This window comes from Marinomonas sp. G8-14 (genome assembly GCF_055808935.1).
In genome coordinates this window covers 3703372-3725810 of record NZ_CM147891.1, presented here as the reverse complement: position 1 = coordinate 3725810, position 22439 = coordinate 3703372, and the positions used below count along the sequence as shown (strand labels likewise).

29 protein-coding genes are annotated in these 22439 nt (G+C 44.4%); 13 read left to right on the top strand and 16 right to left on the bottom strand.

From position 1 onward, the window contains the following. The first annotated feature begins 99 nt into the window (after positions 1 to 99). From AC0L6V_RS18945 to AC0L6V_RS18930, 4 genes are all read left to right on the top strand, one after another. A complete protein-coding gene (locus AC0L6V_RS18945; protein WP_265219905.1) occupies positions 100 to 738 on the top strand; it encodes an NAD(P)H-dependent oxidoreductase in 639 nt (212 codons plus the stop codon). A 177-nt stretch (positions 739 to 915) separates the two neighbouring features. Then, entirely contained in the window at positions 916 to 1455 is a 540-nt protein-coding gene (locus tag AC0L6V_RS18940; RefSeq protein ID WP_265219904.1) for a DUF3750 domain-containing protein, read from the top strand. Between the two features lie 211 nt (positions 1456 to 1666). Next, entirely contained in the window at positions 1667 to 2017 is a 351-nt protein-coding gene (locus tag AC0L6V_RS18935) for a hypothetical protein (RefSeq protein ID WP_418138504.1), read from the top strand. A gap of 28 nt (positions 2018 to 2045) precedes the next feature. After that, positions 2046 to 3587 carry an alpha-amylase family protein gene (locus tag AC0L6V_RS18930; protein ID WP_418138503.1) on the top strand — a complete coding sequence of 514 codons (1542 nt, stop codon included), beginning with the start codon at positions 2046 to 2048 and terminating at the stop codon, positions 3585 to 3587. A gap of 97 nt (positions 3588 to 3684) precedes the next feature. Here the strand turns inward: AC0L6V_RS18930 and AC0L6V_RS18925 are convergent, their stop codons facing one another. The 4 genes from AC0L6V_RS18925 to prlC form a co-directional block, all read right to left on the bottom strand. After that, positions 3685 to 4500 carry a DUF3037 domain-containing protein gene (locus tag AC0L6V_RS18925; RefSeq protein ID WP_265219902.1) on the bottom strand — a complete coding sequence of 272 codons (816 nt, stop codon included), beginning with the start codon at positions 4498 to 4500 and terminating at the stop codon, positions 3685 to 3687. Then, positions 4497 to 5207, bottom strand: coding sequence for a HipA family kinase (locus AC0L6V_RS18920; RefSeq protein ID WP_321160377.1), 711 nt, complete (start codon positions 5205 to 5207; stop codon positions 4497 to 4499). The genes AC0L6V_RS18925 and AC0L6V_RS18920 overlap by 4 nt, the downstream gene beginning before the upstream one ends. 34 nt (positions 5208 to 5241) lie before the next feature. Then, positions 5242 to 5502, bottom strand: a complete 261-nt coding sequence (locus tag AC0L6V_RS18915) for a YheV family putative zinc ribbon protein (protein ID WP_111637275.1) — start codon at positions 5500 to 5502, stop codon at positions 5242 to 5244. 105 nt (positions 5503 to 5607) lie between these two features. After that, positions 5608 to 7638: an oligopeptidase A gene (gene prlC / locus AC0L6V_RS18910; protein ID WP_265219900.1), complete on the bottom strand. Its 2031-nt coding sequence runs from the start codon at positions 7636 to 7638 to the stop codon at positions 5608 to 5610. A 169-nt stretch (positions 7639 to 7807) separates the two neighbouring features. Here prlC and AC0L6V_RS18905 point away from each other — a divergent pair, with 169 nt between their 5' ends. The 7 genes from AC0L6V_RS18905 to AC0L6V_RS18875 all read left to right on the top strand — a co-directional run bounded on the left by AC0L6V_RS18905 (position 7808) and on the right by AC0L6V_RS18875 (position 11787). Then, entirely contained in the window at positions 7808 to 8362 is a 555-nt protein-coding gene (locus AC0L6V_RS18905) for a gamma carbonic anhydrase family protein (RefSeq protein WP_409418917.1), read from the top strand. Between the two features lie 70 nt (positions 8363 to 8432). Further along, positions 8433 to 9062, top strand: a complete 630-nt coding sequence (locus AC0L6V_RS18900; protein ID WP_265219899.1) for an RNA polymerase factor sigma-70 — start codon at positions 8433 to 8435, stop codon at positions 9060 to 9062. Next, positions 9063 to 9254 carry a zf-HC2 domain-containing protein gene (locus AC0L6V_RS18895; RefSeq protein WP_409418916.1) on the top strand — a complete coding sequence of 64 codons (192 nt, stop codon included), beginning with the start codon at positions 9063 to 9065 and terminating at the stop codon, positions 9252 to 9254. A 100-nt stretch (positions 9255 to 9354) separates the two neighbouring features. Continuing rightward, entirely contained in the window at positions 9355 to 9636 is a 282-nt protein-coding gene (locus tag AC0L6V_RS18890) for a BufA1 family periplasmic bufferin-type metallophore (protein WP_265219898.1), read from the top strand. Positions 9637 to 9651: 15 nt separating this feature from the next. Beyond that, on the top strand, positions 9652 to 10539 hold the full coding sequence (gene bufB / locus AC0L6V_RS18885; RefSeq protein WP_265219897.1) for an MNIO family bufferin maturase: 888 nt from the start codon (positions 9652 to 9654) through the stop codon (positions 10537 to 10539). After that, positions 10532 to 11287 carry an HvfC/BufC N-terminal domain-containing protein gene (locus tag AC0L6V_RS18880; RefSeq protein ID WP_265219896.1) on the top strand — a complete coding sequence of 252 codons (756 nt, stop codon included), beginning with the start codon at positions 10532 to 10534 and terminating at the stop codon, positions 11285 to 11287. The genes bufB and AC0L6V_RS18880 overlap by 8 nt, the downstream gene beginning before the upstream one ends. A gap of 26 nt (positions 11288 to 11313) precedes the next feature. After that, the gene (locus tag AC0L6V_RS18875) at positions 11314 to 11787 is read left to right on the top strand and encodes a DoxX family protein (protein WP_265219895.1); all 474 of its coding nucleotides are present in this window, start codon (positions 11314 to 11316) and stop codon (positions 11785 to 11787) included. 12 nt (positions 11788 to 11799) lie between these two features. Here the strand turns inward: AC0L6V_RS18875 and AC0L6V_RS18870 are convergent, their stop codons facing one another. From AC0L6V_RS18870 to AC0L6V_RS18840, 7 genes are all read right to left on the bottom strand, one after another. Further along, on the bottom strand, positions 11800 to 12912 hold the full coding sequence (locus AC0L6V_RS18870) for a methyl-accepting chemotaxis protein (protein ID WP_265219894.1): 1113 nt from the start codon (positions 12910 to 12912) through the stop codon (positions 11800 to 11802). A gap of 58 nt (positions 12913 to 12970) precedes the next feature. Next, a complete protein-coding gene (locus AC0L6V_RS18865) occupies positions 12971 to 13429 on the bottom strand; it encodes an MCP four helix bundle domain-containing protein (RefSeq protein ID WP_418138502.1) in 459 nt (152 codons plus the stop codon). Between the two features lie 204 nt (positions 13430 to 13633). Next, positions 13634 to 13726: a hypothetical protein gene (locus tag AC0L6V_RS18860; RefSeq protein ID WP_265219892.1), complete on the bottom strand. Its 93-nt coding sequence runs from the start codon at positions 13724 to 13726 to the stop codon at positions 13634 to 13636. A 22-nt stretch (positions 13727 to 13748) separates the two neighbouring features. Further along, positions 13749 to 14222: a biliverdin-producing heme oxygenase gene (locus AC0L6V_RS18855; protein ID WP_265219891.1), complete on the bottom strand. Its 474-nt coding sequence runs from the start codon at positions 14220 to 14222 to the stop codon at positions 13749 to 13751. 83 nt (positions 14223 to 14305) lie between these two features. After that, positions 14306 to 14692 carry a YbaN family protein gene (locus AC0L6V_RS18850; RefSeq protein ID WP_265220317.1) on the bottom strand — a complete coding sequence of 129 codons (387 nt, stop codon included), beginning with the start codon at positions 14690 to 14692 and terminating at the stop codon, positions 14306 to 14308. Positions 14693 to 14776: 84 nt separating this feature from the next. Next, entirely contained in the window at positions 14777 to 15250 is a 474-nt protein-coding gene (locus tag AC0L6V_RS18845; protein WP_418138501.1) for a TadE/TadG family type IV pilus assembly protein, read from the bottom strand. A gap of 25 nt (positions 15251 to 15275) precedes the next feature. Next, the gene (locus tag AC0L6V_RS18840) at positions 15276 to 15884 is read right to left on the bottom strand and encodes an A24 family peptidase (protein WP_265219889.1); all 609 of its coding nucleotides are present in this window, start codon (positions 15882 to 15884) and stop codon (positions 15276 to 15278) included. Between the two features lie 291 nt (positions 15885 to 16175). Between AC0L6V_RS18840 and AC0L6V_RS18835 the strand changes: the two genes are divergently transcribed. Together AC0L6V_RS18835 and AC0L6V_RS18830 are read left to right on the top strand one after the other, a co-directional pair. Next, positions 16176 to 16841, top strand: a complete 666-nt coding sequence (locus tag AC0L6V_RS18835) for a response regulator transcription factor (protein ID WP_265219888.1) — start codon at positions 16176 to 16178, stop codon at positions 16839 to 16841. Between the two features lie 4 nt (positions 16842 to 16845). After that, positions 16846 to 18222 carry a sensor histidine kinase gene (locus AC0L6V_RS18830; RefSeq protein ID WP_265219887.1) on the top strand — a complete coding sequence of 459 codons (1377 nt, stop codon included), beginning with the start codon at positions 16846 to 16848 and terminating at the stop codon, positions 18220 to 18222. A 54-nt stretch (positions 18223 to 18276) separates the two neighbouring features. Here the strand turns inward: AC0L6V_RS18830 and znuB are convergent, their stop codons facing one another. The 5 genes from znuB to AC0L6V_RS18805 all read right to left on the bottom strand — a co-directional run bounded on the left by znuB (position 18277) and on the right by AC0L6V_RS18805 (position 22170). After that, a complete protein-coding gene (znuB, locus tag AC0L6V_RS18825; protein ID WP_409418913.1) occupies positions 18277 to 19068 on the bottom strand; it encodes a zinc ABC transporter permease subunit ZnuB in 792 nt (263 codons plus the stop codon). 39 nt (positions 19069 to 19107) lie between these two features. Continuing rightward, a complete protein-coding gene (znuC, locus tag AC0L6V_RS18820) occupies positions 19108 to 19884 on the bottom strand; it encodes a zinc ABC transporter ATP-binding protein ZnuC (protein ID WP_265219886.1) in 777 nt (258 codons plus the stop codon). Then, positions 19881 to 20417, bottom strand: a complete 537-nt coding sequence (locus AC0L6V_RS18815) for a Fur family transcriptional regulator (RefSeq protein ID WP_111607478.1) — start codon at positions 20415 to 20417, stop codon at positions 19881 to 19883. The genes znuC and AC0L6V_RS18815 overlap by 4 nt, the downstream gene beginning before the upstream one ends. Beyond that, complete coding sequence (locus AC0L6V_RS18810) at positions 20417 to 21463, bottom strand: nickel/cobalt transporter (protein WP_265219885.1); 1047 nt, start codon at positions 21461 to 21463, stop codon at positions 20417 to 20419. Before AC0L6V_RS18810 ends, AC0L6V_RS18815 begins: the two co-directional genes overlap by 1 nt. Before the next feature lie 95 nt (positions 21464 to 21558). Further along, positions 21559 to 22170 (bottom strand): MarC family protein, encoded by a 612-nt coding sequence (locus AC0L6V_RS18805; protein ID WP_111607480.1) that lies wholly within the window; start codon positions 22168 to 22170, stop codon positions 21559 to 21561. Positions 22171 to 22439 lie beyond the last annotated feature (269 nt).

The window sequence follows — 22439 nt, the reverse complement described above, 5'->3', positions numbered from 1 at the left end:
ATCATTCAACTTTCTCATTAATTGCTGAAATCAAGACTTGTTCTGCACTGACATTGGCCTCATATTACTGGTATAAACATGCTTTACTAAGGATTAAAAATGTCGAATTTGTTAGCAAAATTAAACTGGCGTTATGCCACCAAAAAAATGGACTCAAGCAAAGCCGTTGAGCAAGAAAAAGTAGATCGAATTTTAGAGGCCATTCGCCTAACCGCAACCTCAAGCGGTCTACAACCATATGAAGTCATCGTGGTGAAAAACAAAGCGTTGCGTGAAGCCATCGTGCCTCATGCTTGGAACCAAGCTCAAATCACCGACTGCTCTCATCTGTTGGTGTTTGCCGCGTGGGACAACTACACGGAAGAACGCATCAACAAGATGTTCGACTTAGTAAACGACGAACGAGGCTTTAAAAACGAAGGTTGGGAAAACTATCGCCAAATGATCTTAGGCGCTTACCCTCCACGTGACGCAGAGGTGAATTACCAGCACGCAGCTCGTCAAGCTTACATTGGTCTTGGCACCGCATTGATTGCTGCTGCAGAAGAAGGCGTAGACAGCACACCAATGGAAGGCTTCGACCCTGCTAAAGTTGACGAAATTCTCGGTCTAACTGAACGCGGTCTGCGCTCTGTGATTCTGCTTCCTTTGGGTTACCGTGCCGAGGAAGGCGACTGGCTAAAAAATCTGAAAAAAGTGCGCCGAGCTAAAGAAGACTTCATCATTGAAATGAACTAATGTGTTATTCAGCTCAAATAACCTCTAAAACGCCAGTTTACTGGCGTTTTTTATTGCTTGGTTGAACTGCGCAAAAATCGTGGCATCCACTCGCTAAGCAAAAAATAATGACCCAAGGACACTCAAAATTGCGTATCTTAATTCACACAAAACATTTTAACCGTACAAGGACAAAGCATGACAAGGTTTCTAGGACTCCTTTTTATCACGCTATTTTTAAGCGCCTGCTCTTCAAACGATAATTGGCGTACCGCCAGCCGCGAACCCGCCGGTATCGCGCCATCGCCAGAAACAGAAAAAGAGGCCGTCATCGAATTTTACGCGGCCGATGCGTTTAGCTGGCGCGGCTGGTTTGCCGTTCATACATGGGTCGCAACCAAAGAAAAGAACGCGTCTGAATACACTGTTCATGAAGTCGTCGGATGGCGTGTAGAACGGGGCTTACCAGCACTGTACGAATACCAAACGGCCACACCGGATCGTTACTGGTTTGGTGCAAAACCAGAGAAAGTACTTTCTATTATTGGCCCAAAAGCGGAAACATTGATTCCTAAAATAGAAGAAGCGGTAAAGCGCTACCCTTGGGCCAATGAATACACGGTTTTTCCGGGACCAAACAGCAATACCTTTCCCGCTTGGATTGGATTACAAGTCCCTGAATTAGACCTTGATATGCCTTTCAGTGCCATTGGCAGTGGCTACGCCGATAACGAGTAATCCTGCATTTTCACCTTTGATTTCCGAGGCGCTGACTGTCTCGGAAATTAAGTCCGTTTTTAGAAAGTCCGCATATTGACCCGCCCCAGTCCTTACGCTACGTTTTCCAGTGGCAAACGAGGAACACAAGTCTGTTCAACGATCCAACCAAAATAACAACTTAACTCGAACTTAACGGTGCGAGCCTCTCTCAAAAGGCAACTATATGGTCATGGATTTCTCTTTCGAAGCGCAAAAAACACAGCAACGCCTGTTATCCGAATTGGATTTTAGTCCGCTCACTTCGCAACAAAAAACCACTTTCATCTCTCGCTTAGAAACGAATTTTCAACCATTGTTTGAGCAACTTTTTCCGCTCTACCAGCACTGTTTCGACCTGCACTTTCATCTCAAAGTATTACTGCAGTCTTTCATCGATTTTCAAAAGAAAAAACGCCCAGCACAAATCAAAGACAAATCAGAATTTTGGTTCGAGTCGAATCAGAATGTTGGTATTGCCGTGTATGTAGATCTATTAGCGGATGATCTGAGGCTCCTTAATCGACAAGATTCCGTATTTTGAATCGTTAGGCATCAATTATGTCCATTTAATGCCACTGTATCTATCACCAGAAGGTAACAGTGACGGCGGTTATGCGATTTCAGATTATCGTACTGTGTCTCCTAATTTAGGCACCAACAAAGACTTAAAAGATCTCGCTGCCGCGCTGCACAAGAAAGGCATTCGCATGGTGTTGGACTTTGTGTTCAACCACACTTCCGATGAGCATCGTTGGGCCGAAGCCGCCAAATCTGGCGATAAAGAGTATCAAGAATATTATTACTTCATGGGCGAACAAGACGCCATGGAATACAACCAAACCGTGCGCGAAATTTTCCCACAAATTCGCCGCGGTAGTTTTACCTATTTGCCCGAATTAGACCGCCATGTTTGGACGACTTTTAACTCGTTCCAATGGGATTTAAACTATTCCAACCCAGCGGTGTTTGTCGCCGTCGTAGAAGAAATGCTGCATCTTATTTTAAACGGCTGTGATGTCTTGCGACTCGATGCCTTAGCCTTTGTTTGGAAAGAAAAAGGCACAGTATGCGAGAACTTACCGAAGGCCCACAATTTAATCAAAGCATTCAAAGCCTGCTTAGACATTGCCGCACCACAAGTGGTGTTTAAATCCGAAGCCATTGTCCACCCGGACGAAGTGAACAAATACATTGGTGCCGACGAATGCACCCTGTCTTACAATCCCTTGATGATGGCATTATTGTGGGAAAGCCTAGCGACACGTCAAACCAACTTGTTATACCAATCTCTTGAGCGCAGCTTTGCAATTCCAGAGCATACTACTTGGATTAACTATATTCGCTGTCATGACGATATTGGCTGGTTATGGGATGACGCCATTTCTGATCGTCTTGGCATTGATGGCATCGGCCATCGTCGCTTCTTAAACCAATTCTATACGGGACAGTTTGAAGGCTCTTTTGCGGCCGGCGTCCCCTTTCAAGAAAACCCAGTCAATGGCGACTGCCGAGTGTGTGGTACACTGGCGTCACTGGCTGGTGTAGAAACCGCTATCGCCGCAGACGATCCGTTGCTACTGGATCATGCCATCAAGCGTATTCGAGTACTAAACGGTATTAACTTCGCCATGCCCGGCATTCCATTGTTGTACCAAGGCGACGACCTTGGCGTGCTTAACAACAATGATTATTTGAATGATCCAACGAAAGTCGATGACAGCCGCTGGGTACATCGTAAGAAGCTCACCAACGACGATCTCGCGTTGGCTGCAGACACTAGTACCCCTCAGGGCAAAATTGCTCAGTTAATCCGAGAAATGATTCAAATCCGCAAAGCCAATCCACTTTTTGCTGCGCAAGAGTTTGAGCTGGTTTCTCTTGGCAGCGAACATTTATTCGCTTTTAAGCGACAACAAGGGGACAAAACACTCGTCGTCATCGCCAACATGAGCGAACACCTAATACCGCTGGAGCGCCTTCCTCTTGGTCAATCACTCAGCGAATTAATGGGGCAAGACACCGCCATTAATTTACTCGACAAGGCGTTGATTGATTTACCATCCCTGAACCTTATCGAGCCACTAGATGTACTTTGGTTAACCAAGGCTTAACGTTATATTTACTGTAAGCTTGATTTAACATGTAAAAAGCAAAAAAAACGGACCGACGGTGAAGTGGGTCCGCTTTTTTGTGTTCAACATCACGCAATCAGTGCTTCGCAAATTTCTCAATAGCTGCTTTATTCTGAATATCGACTAATTCACCAATATTGCTCAACTCACTTTTAACAATAGACCAAGCCTCATCAGCTTCTTTCGTCCTATTTTCGCTCAAAGAAAACGGGAGAAGGACTTTCTTGGGAAGCAATTCTAAGCTAGCCATACGATTTAAACGTACTTCATTACCATCAACCACTTCAAAAATTTCTTTTGGAGTAAGTCGATCACTTAGCTCAATAGGTTGAATTAGCTTTAATGGTTCGCCTTTTTCTCCTAATTGCGTAAAGTTATAAGTTGCTTCGAACCCACTTTTTGCAAACCTATGCTGCCTAAACGGTCTTTCTAGGTGCAATAAGTCTAATTGAGACCTTAAAAGGCCGCTGAGTTTTTGCCTACTTTTAGCCTGAGAACTTGAGCTGTGGCTAACCATACGAGCAAATATACTATCAAGTGTTCCGTCAATTGAGTCCGTTATAACGGTTCGAACTTCGCTAAAACGCAGCAAGGTTGCACGAGGCTTCACCAAGAAATCAAAAGCCTCTTGTGCGGTCATGTAATGGTGAGCTACTTGTTCTTGAATAAAAGCTAATTCTTTCTGATAAGAAGCCATTGCAAACTTGAACACTTGCTTATCATCAATATGAAAAAACCTTGATACCCTAGCACCAATATCAGATGTATCTACCTTGAATACAAAGAAATTATGGCTTTTTGAATAAAGAAGTACGCCCACATTGGCAAACTCACCAGTTTCACTGTAGGGAGCAAAGCGCAGAACAACGTATTTGCAAGCATATTTTTTCATACAAAAAACCAAAAATCATCGTCAGTATAACGGCTTAAAGTGTTCTCTATTGCAACAAGATCAATATCTGCTTTAAGGGTGTTGATAGGTGAATCACTATACTGCCACTCTTCTGGCAGAGAACCAATAATGTTATTTAAATTAAGAAAAATATCTTCAATCTGTCCAATAAACTCAGCTCTAAACACCAAATCATTGAGCCATTTTTTGTTAATCTGATCATAAAAAAGATGATTTAAAACATCACTTCTCGTGTATTTTTTATCAAAAGCATTATTGTGATCGATTACTCTAATACGCTTATCACTAACCAAAAGGTTCGTGTTATCACTATTTCTATCAGCATTTTTCACCCAATAATCAAAAAGGAAAATCTTTAACTTTTCCTCTTCAGTGACGATATGCTGCATCGTTTTAGGCTCAAACCACTGCGCTAACTGGATCTTCTTCGAACCAAAAATAGGGCCGCAACCTAGGTCAAACTGAGTATTAAAATCTAATTCAAAATATAGCTCTTCAGGTATTTCAACCAGCTCGTATTCTGCAATAGGAAGACCAAAATCCGTTGCTAAATTAGCACATATCCACTCATTAATTTGACTGGATCGAGGCAAGCCTTTAACAATAAAAGAATTCCCATCCTCATCTAAACACTCATATGGATTGCTATAACCTTGTTCAACCTTTCCAATCACTTCCACTATCATTTTCACAATAAAGATCCCTCTAGCTTGTAATAATCTAGTGCTTAGTCGAACCCGGATTCGGTATAAAGTTAATCACCATTTCTTCCGCTTGCGGCGCACTGCTGTGCGGTTTATTTACGCGAGTCGGAATCTCGGTTGGCTGTGCTTGCACCACAGTCGACTGCTCATCCGTGTAACCACACACTATGCATTCGCGATACTGTTTTTCAACCTCATCATCACGCCATGCACGAATCTTATCCATCTCACTACAACGAGGGCACACTGCCCCTGCGATAAAGCGTTTTACAGTCATAACCCAACTACCTTTAAAAAGTGACGCCCTAAACAACGTCATAAAAAAGCAGCGTCTCACCTGATAGCCATCAAGTGAGACGCTGCTTCCTTGCAAAAACAAAACCTACGCCGCGATGCCGCTGTGTCTCAATAAGGCATCAGTACTTGGCTCACGACCACGGAATTCCGCGAATAATTCTGCGGCTGGACGAGAGCCGCCATTGGCCAATATGGTATCACGGAAGCGTGCACCGGTATCCCTATTGAAGATACCGTCCTCTTCGAATTTCGAGAAGGCATCGGCCGACAAGACTTCCGCCCATTTATAGCTGTAGTAGCCCGCCGCGTAACCACCAGCAAAAATATGCGAGAAGCTATTTTGGAAACGGTTAAACTCAGGCGGTGTGGTTACTGCCACTTTGCGACGCACATCGTTAATAACGGATTGCACAGAAATGCCTTTTTGGTATTCCATGTGCAAACGGAAATCGAACAAAGAAAACTCAAGCTGACGCATCATCTGCATGCCGGATTGGAAATTCTTCGCCGCCAGCATCTTGTCTAACAAGTCTTGTGGCAACGGTTCGCCCGTTTCGTAATGACCTGCGATATGGGCAAGCGCCTCTGGCTCATAGCACCAGTTTTCCATAAATTGACTTGGCAATTCCACCGCATCCCACGCGACACCGTTAATACCTGATACGGATGAAACATCGACTTGGGTCAACATATGATGCAAGCCATGGCCAAACTCATGGAATAAAGTAGTGACTTCATCATGGGTTAACAAAGCCGGTTTGTTACCGATAGGTGGCGTAAAGTTACATACCAAATACGCAATGGGTAACTGTAAACGGTTGTCGCTCAAGCGACGACGAGTACGACAAGAATCCATCCATGCGCCACCGCGTTTTGCTTCGCGCGCGTAAGGATCTAGATAAAAGCGAGCGATGTCCTCACCGTCTTTGCTGATAGTGAAAAGCTGTAAATCCTTGTTATAGCTATCAAATTCTTTTTCTTCACGAATATCCACACCAAATAAGGTTTGTGCCACGTGAAACAATCCAGACAAAACCTTGTTCATTGGGAAATAAGGGCGCAGCTCTTCTTGGGAAATGCTGTACTTATGCTGACGCAATTTTTCTGCGTAGTAAGTCATGTCCCAAGCATTTAATGTTTCCACGCCATTTTCGTCTTTCGCAAACGCTGTTAGCTGTGCAAGATCTTGTTCTGCCGAGCTTTTTGATTTTTTAGCAAGATCTTCCAAGAAGTCGATAACTTGCTGTCCGTTGTCTGCCATTTTTGTCGCGACGGACAATTCAGCGTAGTTTTCAAAACCGAGAATATGAGCCATCTCATGACGCAATGCCAAAATCTCGTCGATCAAAGGCGCGTTATTGAATTTGATGTCGCCACCTTGGTCTGAGGCGCGAGTGGCGAAAGCGCGATACATTTCTTCCCTCAAAGCGGCGTTGTCAGCGTAACTCATCACTGGCATATAGGATGGGAAGTCTAGAGTGAATAACCAACCATCCTTTTCTTTGGCTTCGGCCATTTGCTTCGCTTGTGCTAGGGCCGATTCAGGTAGACCAGACAGCTCGCTTTCGTCGGTGATTAACTTACTCCACGCTTGTGTCGCATCCAACACGTTTTCACCAAACTGACTACCCAGCTCAGACAAACGTTGGCTGATCTCGCCATAACGTTTTTTACTCTCGCCTTCTAAACCTACGCCCGATAATTCAAAATCCCGAATGGTTTGTGTTAAGGCTTCGCTTTGTGCTGTTGTCAGACTCTTGGCCGCATCGCTTTGGGCAAGGGTTTTATAGGCTTGGTACAAGGCTTTGTTTTGCCCAAGGTCAGTGTAGTACTGAGTCAGTTTTGGCAAGCAGGCATTATAAGCAGCTCGCAATTCAGGCGTATTTTTGACTGAATTCAAATGACCAATCGGCGACCAAAAATTGTTTAAGTCATCGTGCAATTGATCCAATGGCAAAACCAGGCTTGCCCATGTTGGATGGGTATTTTCCCTAACACAAGCGTCGATGGCTTCTTGATTGCGCTTTAGCAGTTTCTCTAGATCCGCTTCAATGTTAGCAACATCGACATCGGTAAAATTCGGTAAGCTGGTCGCGTCCCATACAGACTGTGACATATCATGATATCCTTTTATATTAATTGAACGCTGTATTGCATTGGTCAATACTATGCTTACTAAGATAGGTTGTCTTAATACTTTTTCAATGCATAAAACCCTATTGTGCTAATAGTTCCATCATTTATTAACACATTTTACTAGCAATCCCCCTTATAAGAGAGAATTTATGGTGATGAAATCTTTCCGTGGTAAAACACCACAATTAGGCGACCGAGTTTGGGTCGATGACAGCGCGGTGGTTATTGGCGATGTCACCATAGGCGAAGACAGCTCTGTCTGGCCGTTGGTCGCTATACGCGGAGATATGCACCGCATTCGCATTGGTGCGCGCACCAGCATCCAAGATAATTCTTGTCTGCACATTACCCACGCTAGCGCTTACAAGCCAGAAGGTCATCCTCTAGACATTGGCGACGACGTCACAGTGGGTCACATGGCCATGTTACATGGCTGTACGATTGGCAGCCGAGTCTTGGTTGGCATGGGAACCACCATTCTGGATGGCGCTGTGATTGAAGACGAAGTCATCATCGGTGCGGGCTCTTTGGTGCCACCTGGCAAGCGTTTAGAAACAGGCTTTATGTACATGGGATCTCCAGTGAAACAAATCCGGCCACTCAACGAGAAAGAAATAGAATACTTTCAGTACGCTGGACTGAATTACGTCAAATTAAAAGATGAATACTTAGCAGAAGCAAAAGCAGACTCAAAAAATACATAAAAAACACATTTGAAACGTAATAAAAACCACACTCACAGCGTCCAAACATGACAAATACCGCGAGACTGAAATGACTAACGCACATCTTTCTATTGATAGGGACCATTCAGAGGCAGAAAGCCTCTTTCAAGATATAGCGTTTATAGAAGCATTACGTGTTCAGATGCTGAAGTTTGCTAAGCTACAAGTGCGAGATAGTCAATTAGCGGAAGACGCTGTGCAAGAAGCCATGTTGTCCGCTTATCAGCACATTGACCGTTTCGCGCGCCAAGCCGCTTTTAAGACTTGGGTATTGTCTATTTTAAAGAACAAATTGATTGATCTACTACGCAAAGAAAAGCGTCATACCGCCGCCAGTCAACTAGAAGAAGGCCCAAACCTAAGTGGTGATGCCTTGATCGAATACCTATTTGAAGAAAATGGTCACTGGCAGAAAGATGAACGCCCAAAAAAATGGGATCAACCAGACCATGAGGTTGAGAATGAAGACTTCTGGCGTATTTTTGATGCGTGTTTGGAAGTCTTACCCGCAAAATATGGTCGGCTGTTTATGATGCGTGAATTTCTCGAAATGGAAACGCCAGAAATTTGTCACATCGAAGCGGTATCGATCAGTAGTCTTAATGTCACTTTATACCGCGCCCGTCTGCGCTTACGCGAGTGCCTAGAAGATCACTGGTTTCAAAAGGAGACGTCGTAAATGATGAAGTGCAAACAAGCAACCCAAATGCTCTCTGAAAAGCTAGATCGCCCACTCAGCACCAAAGAAAAAATAAATTTGGCCATGCATACCGCCATCTGCTCACCTTGTCGCCAATTTGGCCAACAAATGGAGACATTACGAGCGCTGTCGCAAGCTTATACAAAAACAAAAGAGCCCGAAGAAAAATAATTTTCATTTTTTGTGTAATAAAGCCAAGATCTCTCACGTCAAAGACAATGTAATAACAAGCTATGCGCGTTTCCCTTTATACAACACCGAGGATCGACCCATGAAAAGTACTAAATTATCTTTGTCTCTAGCTCTTGGTTCAGCGATTGCCCTTTCGGCTGTGGCGGTAACCTCTCCTGCCGAAGCCGCCAGTAAAGAAAAATGTTACGGTGTGGCGCTTGCAGGTCAAAACGACTGTGCTGCAGGTCCAGGCACTTCTTGCGCTGGCACGTCGAAAACAGACTACCAATCTAATGCATGGAAATTAGTCCCTGCCGGCACTTGCGTGGAGATGGAATCTAAAACTTCTTCAACTGGCCATGGCCAATTGAACGCCTTCTAAGGCGACTGGTACACCATGGTATTTACGCCAAAACAAAGCCAAGGCGCGTCAGCGCCTTCGAGCTTTATTGAAACCACTGGCATCAGCCTAAAACCTTCCTATTACCATGACATTTTAGACCGTCGTCCAGAACTTGGCTTTTTCGAGATCCATGCGGAAAATTATCTAAGCTTAGGTGGACCAGCACGCTACTATTTGCAAAAAATCAGAGAGCATTATGCGTTCACCATACACGGTGTCGGCTTGTCTATTGGCGCAGACATGCCGTTAGATCCGTCCCATTTACAGCGCATCGCTCGGCTTGTTGATGAGGTGCAGCCCGAGGTGTTTTCTGAGCATCTCGCGTGGTCGACCCACGATAATGTTTTTTTAAACGATCTATTACCCGTGGCTTATAACCAAGCCACATTGAACCGTGTATGTGAACACATAGATCAACTGCAATCGACACTAAAACGCCAAGTCTTAATTGAAAACCCGTCTACCTATTTTGAGTTCCACCGCAGTGATCGCAGTGAAATTGATTTCATTGCTGAAATGGCTCATCGAACAGGCTGTGGGCTGCTGCTAGACATTAACAACGTCGAAGTGTCTTGTTTTAATCATAGAAGTAACCCATTCGATTACATTAATCGCTTTCCAAGTAGCGCGGTGGGGCAAATTCACCTTGCAGGTCATAGCTTGGATGAAAACACCACAATACCACTAAAAATCGACAGCCATGACACCCCAGTTTCCCATGAAGTTTGGGACTTATATCAACATACCTTAACTATAATGGGTGACCGTCCGACGTTAATCGAACGCGATGGCCATTTGCCCACGCTGTCGGTTTTACTGGCCGAAGCACGACAAGCGGACCACATACGAACAAACTTAAGACAGGAAAGCCGTCATGAATAAGGCTTTTAGAGACGCATTATTTCATCAAGATATGGCTTTTTATGAAGAAATCAAAGGCCATTCTGATGAGGAAAAAGCCATTCGTTTCAACGTCTATCGCAACAATGTTTATGTGTCTTTAATCGACGCGTTAGCCGATATTTTTCCGGTCTCGCAAACGCTTGTTGGAAACGCATTTTTCCGCGCGATGGCACGGGAATACCTTCAAGACAACCTCCCTAAAACCCCAATTATCGGAGAATACGGGGCCACGTTTGCTGATTTCATTCGTGCATTTGAACCGTCGAAAAGCGTGCCATTTTTAGGCGATCTTGCTGACCTAGAACACAAACTCTTAACACTGACTCATGCACAAGAATACCCAACGCTTGAACATGAGCAAATATCAGCGGCATTTAATAACACCTCAGACCCAACGAGATTGTTGCTGGGTTTATCACCAAACACGAGTGTGATGTCTTCTTGCTATGCAATTGGTTCGTTGTATTTAGCCCATAAGCAACCTCACGAACAAAATTTAGCCCAAATCCAGCCGTATAATAGCGAGTACTTACTTCTATCAAAGCCTTCTATTTATGGTGAGGTGTATATTATCAGTGAAAACGAAGCGGTTTTTATTCAACGCCTTATGCAAAATAAAACACTTGAACAAGCCATTCCGGATGACGCGACGTTTGATACTGGAAGCAGTTTGGCAAAACTCATTCAATGGAAATTAATCACTAACGTGTCGGAAGCCGATGCCTAAAAGCAAACAGGCTCAAGGAGAAAATTATGGTGTCGTCTATGTTACAAATCAGTGAGCGCTTATTTAACAAAATCCCCGAGTCGATGGTCTTGTTTATCGCACGGTTCGCCATTGCGGCCGTCTTTTGGCAGTCAGGACAAACCAAAATAGAGGGTTTTTCCTTAGATATTATCGCTATGCAAGCCCAATTAGGCTGGCCTCATCTCAAAGAAACAACCTTGTTTCTGTTTGAATACGAATATAACTTGCCGCTGATTCCTCCTATGGTCGCCGCTTTATTGGCCACGTTGGCCGAACATGTTTTACCCATCCTCATCTTAACGGGCCTGTTGACCCGCTTCGCTGCATTTGGTTTAGCGGGCATGACATTGGTGATTCAACTGTTTGTCTATCCTGATGCCTACCCAACCCACGCCACATGGCTAGCCATCACGCTTTTGCTTATGTACCGTGGCGCAGGTGTTTTTTCTTTGGACCATGTCTTATCCAAACACAAATAAAAAGTTCACCCGTTACGCGGGCAAGGTAAACGTAGACGTTGCGTCATGGGTTTGCTCGGCTGCACCCGATAACGCGTCGGTAAGCTTGCTCAAGCGTTTTGATGTTTGCTCATTGCTCGTCGTAACGTCAACAATACGAGTAATGTGCGCCGCCATATCTTGCGCTTCTCTTGCCTGTTGCTGAGCCAATTGTGAAAGACCATCAAGGCTTTTCAGCGAATTGGCTGAATCGGCTTCTAATTGGCTAAGAGGCGCCACCACCGCTTCAATTTGCGCCACACCGTGACGCATCTTCTCCTGCCCTTCAACCATTTCATTAGCAATCTGCATAGACAAACTGCTAATAGTGGTAATTACCTTATCAATAGACGCCGTGACTTGTGCGGTATTAGTCGCCAAGTTACGCACCTCGTCCGCCACCACAGCAAAACCTCGACCACTTTCCCCAGCACGAGCCGCTTCGATAGACGCATTCAGCGCCAACAAATTGGTTTGCTCAGCCACACTACGAATGCTGTTTACAAACTCTGTGACGGTCGCTGCACTTTTATTCAATTCCGCCACAGCATGAGACGTCTCTTCAATATAAGCGGCAACCGCTGTAATGTCTTTCGCCGCAGAAGTAATCACCTTTTTGCCATGTTTGGCTAAATCATGAGCCGCTTCCGCTTGATTGCGCGACACACTGACATGATCAGCCATTACATTCGCGGCATTCGATAGCTCGCTAACAGACAATTGAATCTCACCGGCCATAGAGGTCTGAGTATTGGATCCCTGATTCACATCCGCCACATTCATACGAATGGCACCAACGGCATCAACAACCGTTCTGGCACTCTTATCAATTTGCCTAATGACATTCGCTAAACTGACCCGCATACGTTTAACACTGTCCAGTAGCTGACCAATCTCTCCCTTCTGCGCTGATGTAATCTCTTGAGAAAAGTCACCATGGGCAAATTTATCTAACAGTGCAATCACATAATTAAGCGGATTTACGATACTACGGGTAATCAAAACCGACATGATCAAACCAATGAAAACCGCCAAAAGCCCTACCCCGACTGTGAGCCAAATAGCCAACTCGGATTCAGACAAGACCTCTTTCTGCCGAGCTTGCATCAAGCTACGCTCATACTCGGATAACGCAGACGTTTGCTTTAAAAAGGTTTGTAGCTCATCACGAGTCGAGACCCGCCATCCGTTTTTTTGCCTCCTCTAGCTCACCAAACTCCAAGGCCTCGACGGTAGCCTGAAGTGCATCCTGATATACCTTTCGTTGGATTTTTAAACCCTCAACAACCGCTTTATCCTGAGGAGTTTGTACCAACAGAGCCATTTTTTCCAAACTGCTATCAAGATTGCTATTTCGCTCATCAATTTCTTTGTAAATAGCGACTCGAGCGTCTCGTTCCTCTAGAACAAACAGCAACAACAGGCGACTGGCCAAGCTTTCAGCGTTAACGTTTAGCTCACCGGCCAACTCAACTAAAGCCGCGTTTTCATCCACAATACTGCGGATATTGCCTGATAGGAGCTGAAAACGACTCACTGACAACGCCACCACTAGCACCAGCAATACCAACAACACTAAATAACTCGCCCGTAGACGGCTACGGATACTAGTAAAACTCATCATGAAACGTCCTTCTTGGGAGTAGCAAATGGCAGAAAACCACACAACTTGATCTGAGCTTATTAGACGAAATAACACCCAGTTTTATTACAGATTACAGGTATAAAATAGGAAAATAATAAAGCCACCTAGGTGTGCCTAAGTGGCTTTGATAAAAACGGTTATCGATGAGGTAAAATCTATAAAGCGAGCAATAGGATGAAAAAATCAGACGATAGATGCTAAGGTTTTCTTGTAAAACGTAAATGCATCAATCGCCCCTTGAACAGCCAGCTGTTCCTGCTCTTCTGTTAGTGACAAAGCGTCTAGCTGAGCTACGAACTTACGCCAATGTGGAGGCTCGCCCTTCTGGGTGAGCCGCTAAATGACGAGCGCCATGATTTTCATCAAACGTCAATTTCTGAGTTTCTTTGTATAAAAATGCCGCACCAATATTCGACCCTTCACTACAATACAGCCATCCTATCGCCTGATACGGATCCGTGATGCTTGCCAGTAAAGACGAATCAACCGCCATATTTACCCCTAAATCTCGAAGATCAGACTCAACGGCGGACAGTCTAGGTAAGGCGGCTAATCCAGGAAACAATACTTGTAAATCATCGCGCTGGTACAAAGGCGCAACCGATAAATGGAAAATATGCTGTAATCGCAAAAATTTTATGTAGTTTTCTTTATTGGCAAATGGCTCTGACTTCATCACCTGTGAATCGACACTGTCATGATTCGTACGTGTAGAATATTTTAAACGCTTTGCAAATGTCATGATGTCTTGATCTTTTTCTATTGTTTGCATATTGGGCCTCATTAAAATTCTTTCCATATAATAAAAACACGGCGTATCAATAGCCATCTTATTTATATTAAGAAAAAATAATACTAGTTAACATTATCATTTACCTTATTCGGCCTAGACCACATCCATAAAAAACCGACAAACATGCCGGATAAAGCAAAAAACAAAACGTATGAATTAACCTTGCTATAAAATAGTAAACATGCACAGAAAAACATGCTGAATGACGATAGTATTTTATTACTTTTCGAAATTACCTTGCCATTATTCCAATTATATAAAGCTGGCCCTGTAAAGCGATTATTATGCAGGAATCGATGAATTCTAGGGGAACATTTTGATGACGACCACGCGCACAGCAGTATGAACTCGGTTGCAGGAATACCGGGTACCATAATCCCTACAAAGGCCATTATTAAACTAAGAACAGCAATGATTTTGTAAATAAGGGTTCGACTGCTCACTATCATTGCTCTTAGCTTCAACAAGATTTCCCTCACACTCTATTTTCTCCAAGATACCATGATGTTTAGCATGAAAAACCACATACTCTTTTATAATACCGAAGTATTTATCAGGTCGCCAACAACCTGTCTATATTCATGTTGGAAAGAATTTCCTAGTCCAAAAAAATAAGGCAAAGGCGTTATAAAATTTTCATTAAGTAACAGGCTAATATTTAACATAGAAGTAGAATGGGAATCATCCAGTTTTATATTTTTAGAATAACTAGAAATCGAAAACGTTTGAAATGTTACATCAATGTTTTCTATGGAAACCATGCCATAAGACTGCTTTACAATGTCATGGCTTAACCATTGACTTTTATCCTCTTCTTTCAACGATAAAAATGCCTTCTCTGAAGGAAGTGCCTGAACAACATTGTCTAAAGTACGACCAACAAACACAATCACCACTGCAATTCTAATCAATTCAATTAACATCATTGAGCTAAAAATAATCACGGGGAAAAGCAAAGCAAACTCAACAGATACTAACGCCTGATTATCTTTACTAAAAAGCCGCACTGAGCGCATTAAAACCCTACGTAGATTAAAAAACATGGAAAAGACGAGGCCCAAAAAAACACCCAGCCCCAACGGAAATCGCCACACCATAAGGCACTCCCCTGATACCATCATTGGCACGCGCTACGGGTGCAGGCACACTTAGCCTAGGATACTGGGTTAACACACGCACCATAAGCTCACTTCCCTTTGACTCAATATAAGAAAAAATAGGCGCAGACAGAGCCAGCGTTCCTCCTATTAAGGCGGTTATCATCAAAAAACCCAATTGATCATCGTAACCTACCCACAAACACAACACAGACATCAGCTTAATATCGCCCGCACCAACCTGTCCCACTAAAAATAATCCTCCCCCTACCAGCAAGACACAAAGCGCCCCAGCCACAGAGAAAAGCAAGTAGCGAAATAATTCCGTTTGGCTCATCTGAACATAGGTCCCAAAAGAACAGACAGACAGAAGCACTGCCACTACCCAACCGAACAGCAGACCACCGATCAACACATTGTCAATACGACGATAAAACACATCCGAAACAACGGCCCACATCAGGGCGAAAATCAACGCTGAAAAAATACAAAAATCCGTCATGAGCCTATTCACACAAAGTTCAACGCTACTATTAAGATTCATTCTTATTTTCGACTCAACACACAAAGCATTAAGAATGCTTAATGAATAGAGGCTGGCTCTTTGTAACTCAATTGCTAGGATAGAGGCTAATATCATCAAAAAATGTAATAAAAACCATAAATCAATGATTTGTATAGAAAAAATATATTAATCAACCTTATTCGGTAAGTGGAGACACAACCGATGCATAGATATATTCAAAACACACTTTATTGAATTGATAATCATTATCATTTTATACTATGATTCATGCGTCCTCCCTGCCACTTTTTGTTCTGAGAGATCATAACTATGCGTATTCTCGTTGTTGAAGATGATGCTTCTGTTAGCCATTGGATTAGCAACAAACTTCATGTATCAGGACATACATGTAAGCTGATAGACAATGGCGAAGACGCGCTCATGCTGATTAAAGAAGAAGTTTTTGATGTCATCCTACTAGACCGAATTATTCCTAAAATCGACGGCATTCAACTACTTGGCTTACTAGGTGAAATACCTCACCCTCCTGTACTCATTCTGTCTGCCAACGACCAAACGTCAGATCGCATAGAAGGGTTAAGAGCGGGCGCCGATGACTATCTAGGCAAGCCTTTCGACTTTACCGAACTGCTGTTGCGATTAGAGCGCCTTTATTGTCGTACCCAAAAAATCGCATCAACTAATTTTATTAAAATCAAAGACATGATGATCAACCTTGAACGTCACGAGGTCACACGTTCCGGACAACGTATCGATCTAACCAATAAAGAATTCAAACTGCTGTATGTCCTAGCAGAACACCCAGGACAAACCGTCACCCGTAGCATGTTGCTAGAAAAAGCGTGGGGATATCATTTTGATCCGCAAACAAACATATTAGACGTTCACCTCTCCAAACTAAGACAAAAGTTAGACGGTGGATCAAAAAGCCCCATTATTCGAACCATTCGCTCAGTTGGCTATGCATTAGGATAACCCTGTGTTTATTAAGCCCTTGCTGCACAGCAGCAGCTTTCGACAAGCCGCCACTATCGCTTTTATTTGCTTATTGATTTCCTGTGCCGCCATTTTTATCAGCAACGCAATTTTGGAAAACATCATGAAAAGTCATGTGCGAAGCATGATTTTTGAAAACCTTGAAAAGCAAAAATTAAACATAGCCTATAACAACAGCGTCCAACTGGCAGAGCTGTTAGCAAAAACCAACATCACTGAAAGCCGAAAAGACCACTTCACTTTCATCTTTGATGCCAATAGCCGAATATTATCTGGTGATAAGCGCTATTTATCAGACAGTCACATAGAGGCGTTACAGCAAAACAACACCAATCCACCACGAATCTTGTCGTTAAAAAGCCCCAGTATTGAGCTGCTAGGACTATTGGTTCCTCTGGTCGATGGTGGTATGTATTTTAACGCTTATAACGTACAACCCATGATCCAACAAACGCGTCTTATTCCACTGATGACGGGAGCTGGATTATTGGCCATACAGCTCACTATTTTATTCATCAGCCTACCGTTTAGCCTACATAACCTCTATCGAGTGAATCACATTATTGATGTTTTGGAAGACTACGCCCGCGGCAAGCACGATGTCAGGGTCAGTTATAAAAATAACGGTGATGAGTTTGGCCGACTCAGCCAAGAGATTAACCTCGTCTTAGGACGCACACAAAAACTCATGGAAGAAGTGCGCGACATCACCAGTCACGTCGCACACGAACTGAGAACCCCGCTCACGCGCCTACAGCATAAATTGATTAACCTATCAGAACGGGTCCAAGGCGAAGAGCAACACGAGCTTGAATTCGCGATAAAAGAAACCGAACAAATTCAAGTACTTTTTCGCGCTATCATGCGGTTGTCAGAAGTAGAAACCGGACAAATTTGTCACCAGAAAGACAAGATCAATGCCTATGACATGCTGTATGAGGTCTACGAATATTATCAACCGCTCGCCGAAAATCACGGTATTGAGCTGCATCTCGATGCCCATAAAAAACATGTATTTTATGCAGATCAAATTTTGATTTTCCAAGCCATTGCCAACCTATTAGACAATGCCATTAAATACGCTCCACAAAGCAAAATCATCCAACTCAGCATCGCAACGTCGTCGGGTGATACACTCATCAAGGTCACAGACCAAGGTCCTGGTATACCGGAAGAAAGTCAGCACTTTGTGACACAGCGTTTTAAACGTCTCACCAGCAAAAAAGAAGTCTTTGGGCATGGTCTAGGACTAACACTCGTTCAAGCCATTGTTTCTTTACACCATGGTGATTTAATCCTCACCAACACGCACCCAGGACTCTGCGTCTGCATCAAACTGCGTTCAAATGAAATGCATTAAAAAAGCCACGTTGATTTCTCAACGTGGCTTTTTTAAAGTCGCTTTCGCACAACCTTAACGCAAACGTTTAAACGGTAAGGTATAAGCGATCAAGAACAACAAGGCGGCGCATACGACAACACTTGGACCCGTTGGCGTGTCCCAGCGATAAGACGCCCACAACCCACCACACACAGCCAGACAACCAATGAAGCTAGCGAACGACGCCATCTGAATCGGTGTACTAGAAAGCTTACGCGCGGTGGCAGCAGGAATAATCATTAGGGAAGTAATTAACAGCACACCGACGATTTTCATCGCCACAGCAATCACCAAAGCCACCAGCAACATCAGCAATAAACGAATCGCTTCAACCGGATAGCCTTCCACTTTCGCCAGTTCTTCGTTCACCGTGACGGCTAATAGCGGCTTCCAGAACGTCACCAACAAAGTGATAACCGCCAAACCACCGCCATAAATCCAATACACGTCGGCTTGGTTAATCGCCAATAAATCACCAAACAAATACGCCATCAAATCAATACGAATATTGTCCAAAAAGCTCACCGCCACCAAACCCAGTGACAATGCTGAATGGGCTAAAATCCCCAATAAGGTATCCGTCGCGATAATGTGTTTCTTCTGCAAAGTGACCAATACTAAGGCCAAACCGACACACAGAACGACAATGGCTAAGTTCAGATTGATGTCTAATAAAAAGCCTAACGCCACCCCCAGCAAAGCAGAGTGTGCCAAGGTGTCACCAAAATACGCCATCCGTCGCCAAACAACAAACGCCCCTAGCGGCCCCGCGACGGCAGCCACACCCAATCCGCCTAACAAGGCTCTGAGCAAAAGATCTAACATGCTATTACAAACTCCAAAAACGGCTAACTAGGGTAATATTTAATGATGCTGACAATGGGCGTGAGCGTCGCCATCGTCTGACAAAATACTGCCGTGTTCATCATGCACATGATCGTGCTGATGGGCGTAAATCGCGATAGACTCGTCCGCACCAGGCACACCAAACAAAGCTTGATAAGCGGGATGACCCGTTACATGCTGCGGGCTACCGGAGCAACAAACATGCTGGTTGATGCACACAACGGTATCTGTTTTCGCCATCACCAAATGCAAATCATGGGACACCATCAACACACCGCAATGCAGCTCATTGCGAATGCTTTCAATCAAGTTATAGAGTTCCACCTGACCATTCACATCCACACCCTGAACCGGTTCATCAAGCACCAGCAGATTCGGTCGATTCAACAAAGCACGCGCCAGCAAAACACGCTGCGTTTCACCACCCGACAACACATGCACTTGTGAGTGGAGCAAATGCGCAATGCCAAGTTTTTCTAGCGTTGGCAGAATGTCTTGCTTATTGACGCCTCGAACCAACGCCAAGAAATGCTTAACCGTTAACGGCAAAGTCGGATCGATGTGCAGCTTTTGTGGCATATAGCCGATACGCAAGGTTTTATGCCTGACTATCTCACCAGAAGTCGCGTCTTGTAGACCCAACAAGGTACGAATCAAGGTACTTTTGCCGCTGCCATTGGGGCCAATCAAGGTAACAATTTCACCCTCACTGATGGTCATATCAATGTTTTCGAGCAATACTCGACCATCAAACGCGATGCCAATTTTATCAAACACCACTAAGCGTTTACTCATGCGCTTGTCCCTACCGCCGCAGCGTCCGTTGCCTTTGCTTTGCAATCGGCACACAAGCCTGTCAGTTCGATGGTTTCCGCACGCAACTCAAACCCCTGCTTAGCGGCTTTAGCGATCAAGGCCGCATGGATGTCTTGATAATCAAACTCCATCACATTGTGGCACTCATCACAAATCAAAAAATACCCCTTGTGGGCTCTGTCGGCATGGGCGCACCCCAAATAAGCATTCATCGACTCCACTTTGTGAATGAGACCTGCTGCCAATAAAAAGTCTAAGGCACGATAAACCGTCGGCGGCGCAGAATTAAAGCCTTCTTCTGCCAATTTCGCCAATAACTGATAAGCCCCTAATGGCCGATGACTTTCCCAAATCAACTCCAATGCACGACGACGCACTTTGGTCAAACGCTGGCCCTGTTCAATACACAAGGTCTCCGCCGTAGCAAGCGCAGTATCAATGCAATGATTGTGATTATGATCATGGGCATGACCCGCGTCATGATCATGCTGATGTGAATGTAATTTGGTCATTAAAACGCCCTTCCTGCATTGCTCAAGTAGCTCCAAATCATGGAACAACTGATGATAATCAAAGCGAAAGCAGCAATAAAACCGAAGACACGCGACACTCTTTGTCGCCAAATACGATGCTCACTACTTAACGCTAACCCAGTGTCACGCACCAACACGCTGACCGCAGCCAACACCGCAACCGTAATGGCCGTGCCAAGCGCCATGGCAAAGGTTGCGACGACGCCCCATAAAAAAATGCCCGTGCTTAACGAAAACAGTAAAACCAACACCGCCCCCGTACAAGGTCGAATTCCAACCGCCGCCACCATCGCCCAAATACTGCGACGCGCTGTTTTGGCTTCCTGTTCGTGGTGAGCGCAACAGCCATGACCGTGAGAGCCATGATCATGATGATCGTGGTGAGCGCAACAGCCATGACCGTGAGAGCCATGATCATGATGATCGTGGTCATGGTCATGGTCATGATGATCGTGGTCATGGTCATGGTCATGGTCGTGATGATCGCTAGAATGAGCGTGTAGATGATCTTGAGAGTGGTCATGACCACAACCAGACTGGCCTCGTAACAAACGCACCAAAATCCAAACACCGATTAAGCCCACCGCAGCAAAACTGGCAATCTCGAAAAAACGACTGATTTGCATGACTTTTCCGGCTAAAGAAAAGATCTGACTCAAGACTAAAATGACCGCTATCGCCATCAAAGCTTGCACGCCCGCACACAAAAACGCCAAACTCACACCACGCCGAATCGGTGCTTTGCTTGCCAACATATAGGCTGAAATCACCGCTTTGCCATGGCCCGGACCCGCAGCATGAAATACGCCATAGAAGAAACTGGTGGTCATCAACCCCCACAACAAAACAGGACTACCCTCTTTGCTAATGGAACGCACCAAAGAGACTAATTCACGATGAAATGTCGCCTGCTGTGACAGAATCCACTGAATAAAGTCTTGGTAGAGGGAAAACTCCACCGCGGCATAAAGAGGCGAACTAAGACATAAAAAAGACAGAAGTAAAAAAGCGACGTTCTTCGCCATAATTGGCACTCACCCATGGTTAAAGATAATTTTGTTATGGTATAACAACTCAAACCTAAGGAGAAGCCAAAGCCTAGAAACGTCGCATTTATTCGTTAACCGACAGCGGGTTGTAAAAAGCCCATCACACCGCTCATGAAAATTTGCGCGGCCATAGCGGCCAAAATCAAGCCGGTGATTTTCGATAACACATTTAAGCCAGTACGACCCAGCATCTTCTCGATTAAAGAGCCAGAATACAAAATAATGGTCAAGGTACCCAGTGCTAACAACAAACCACATAGACCGATGAATAAATCCCAACCTTGTAGCTCAGCGCCATAAACCAGAATCGTACCAATGGTCGCCGGTCCGATAATGGTTGGCACGGCAAGCGGCACCACAGACACATCATCGCGCTCTTCACTGGGCATTCCCACCGCATGATTACGTGTGCCGTCACGCACCAAGCTCAGAGCCGACATAAACAGCAAAATACCGGAACCAATACGGAAAGAATCCAGCGTAATGCCTAACACAGCAAACAAGCCGCCACCAAAAAACAGCAACACAATAGAGATCGCCACGGAGGCGATAATGGCCTTATTTGCCACGTGACGACGGGAAGTCGACGATTCGCCACGCGTTAGCGCGAGAAACATAGACAACACAAAAAACGGTGCAAACAGGAAGAAAAACTTAATCCACGTTGAAATCAATAAACTCATTTAAAAGAATCACCAAAAAAGCAGACAGCAAAGCCGAATACTTATTATCTAAAGCCCTATCTTATAGGATAAGGACCCACCCAATTTACCGCGCTTGTGACACAGCAAATAGCCATCTGAAAGCAGTCCCTATTGAAAGACAGTCTCGAAGAGAACACAGATGGGGGAATTCTAGCAAAGAATCAAAAAAATGAGGGAGAAATAACATGTCATGAAAAAGAAAAACCGATACAAAGTGTGACTTTATATCGGCTTCTCCGTTTGCATGG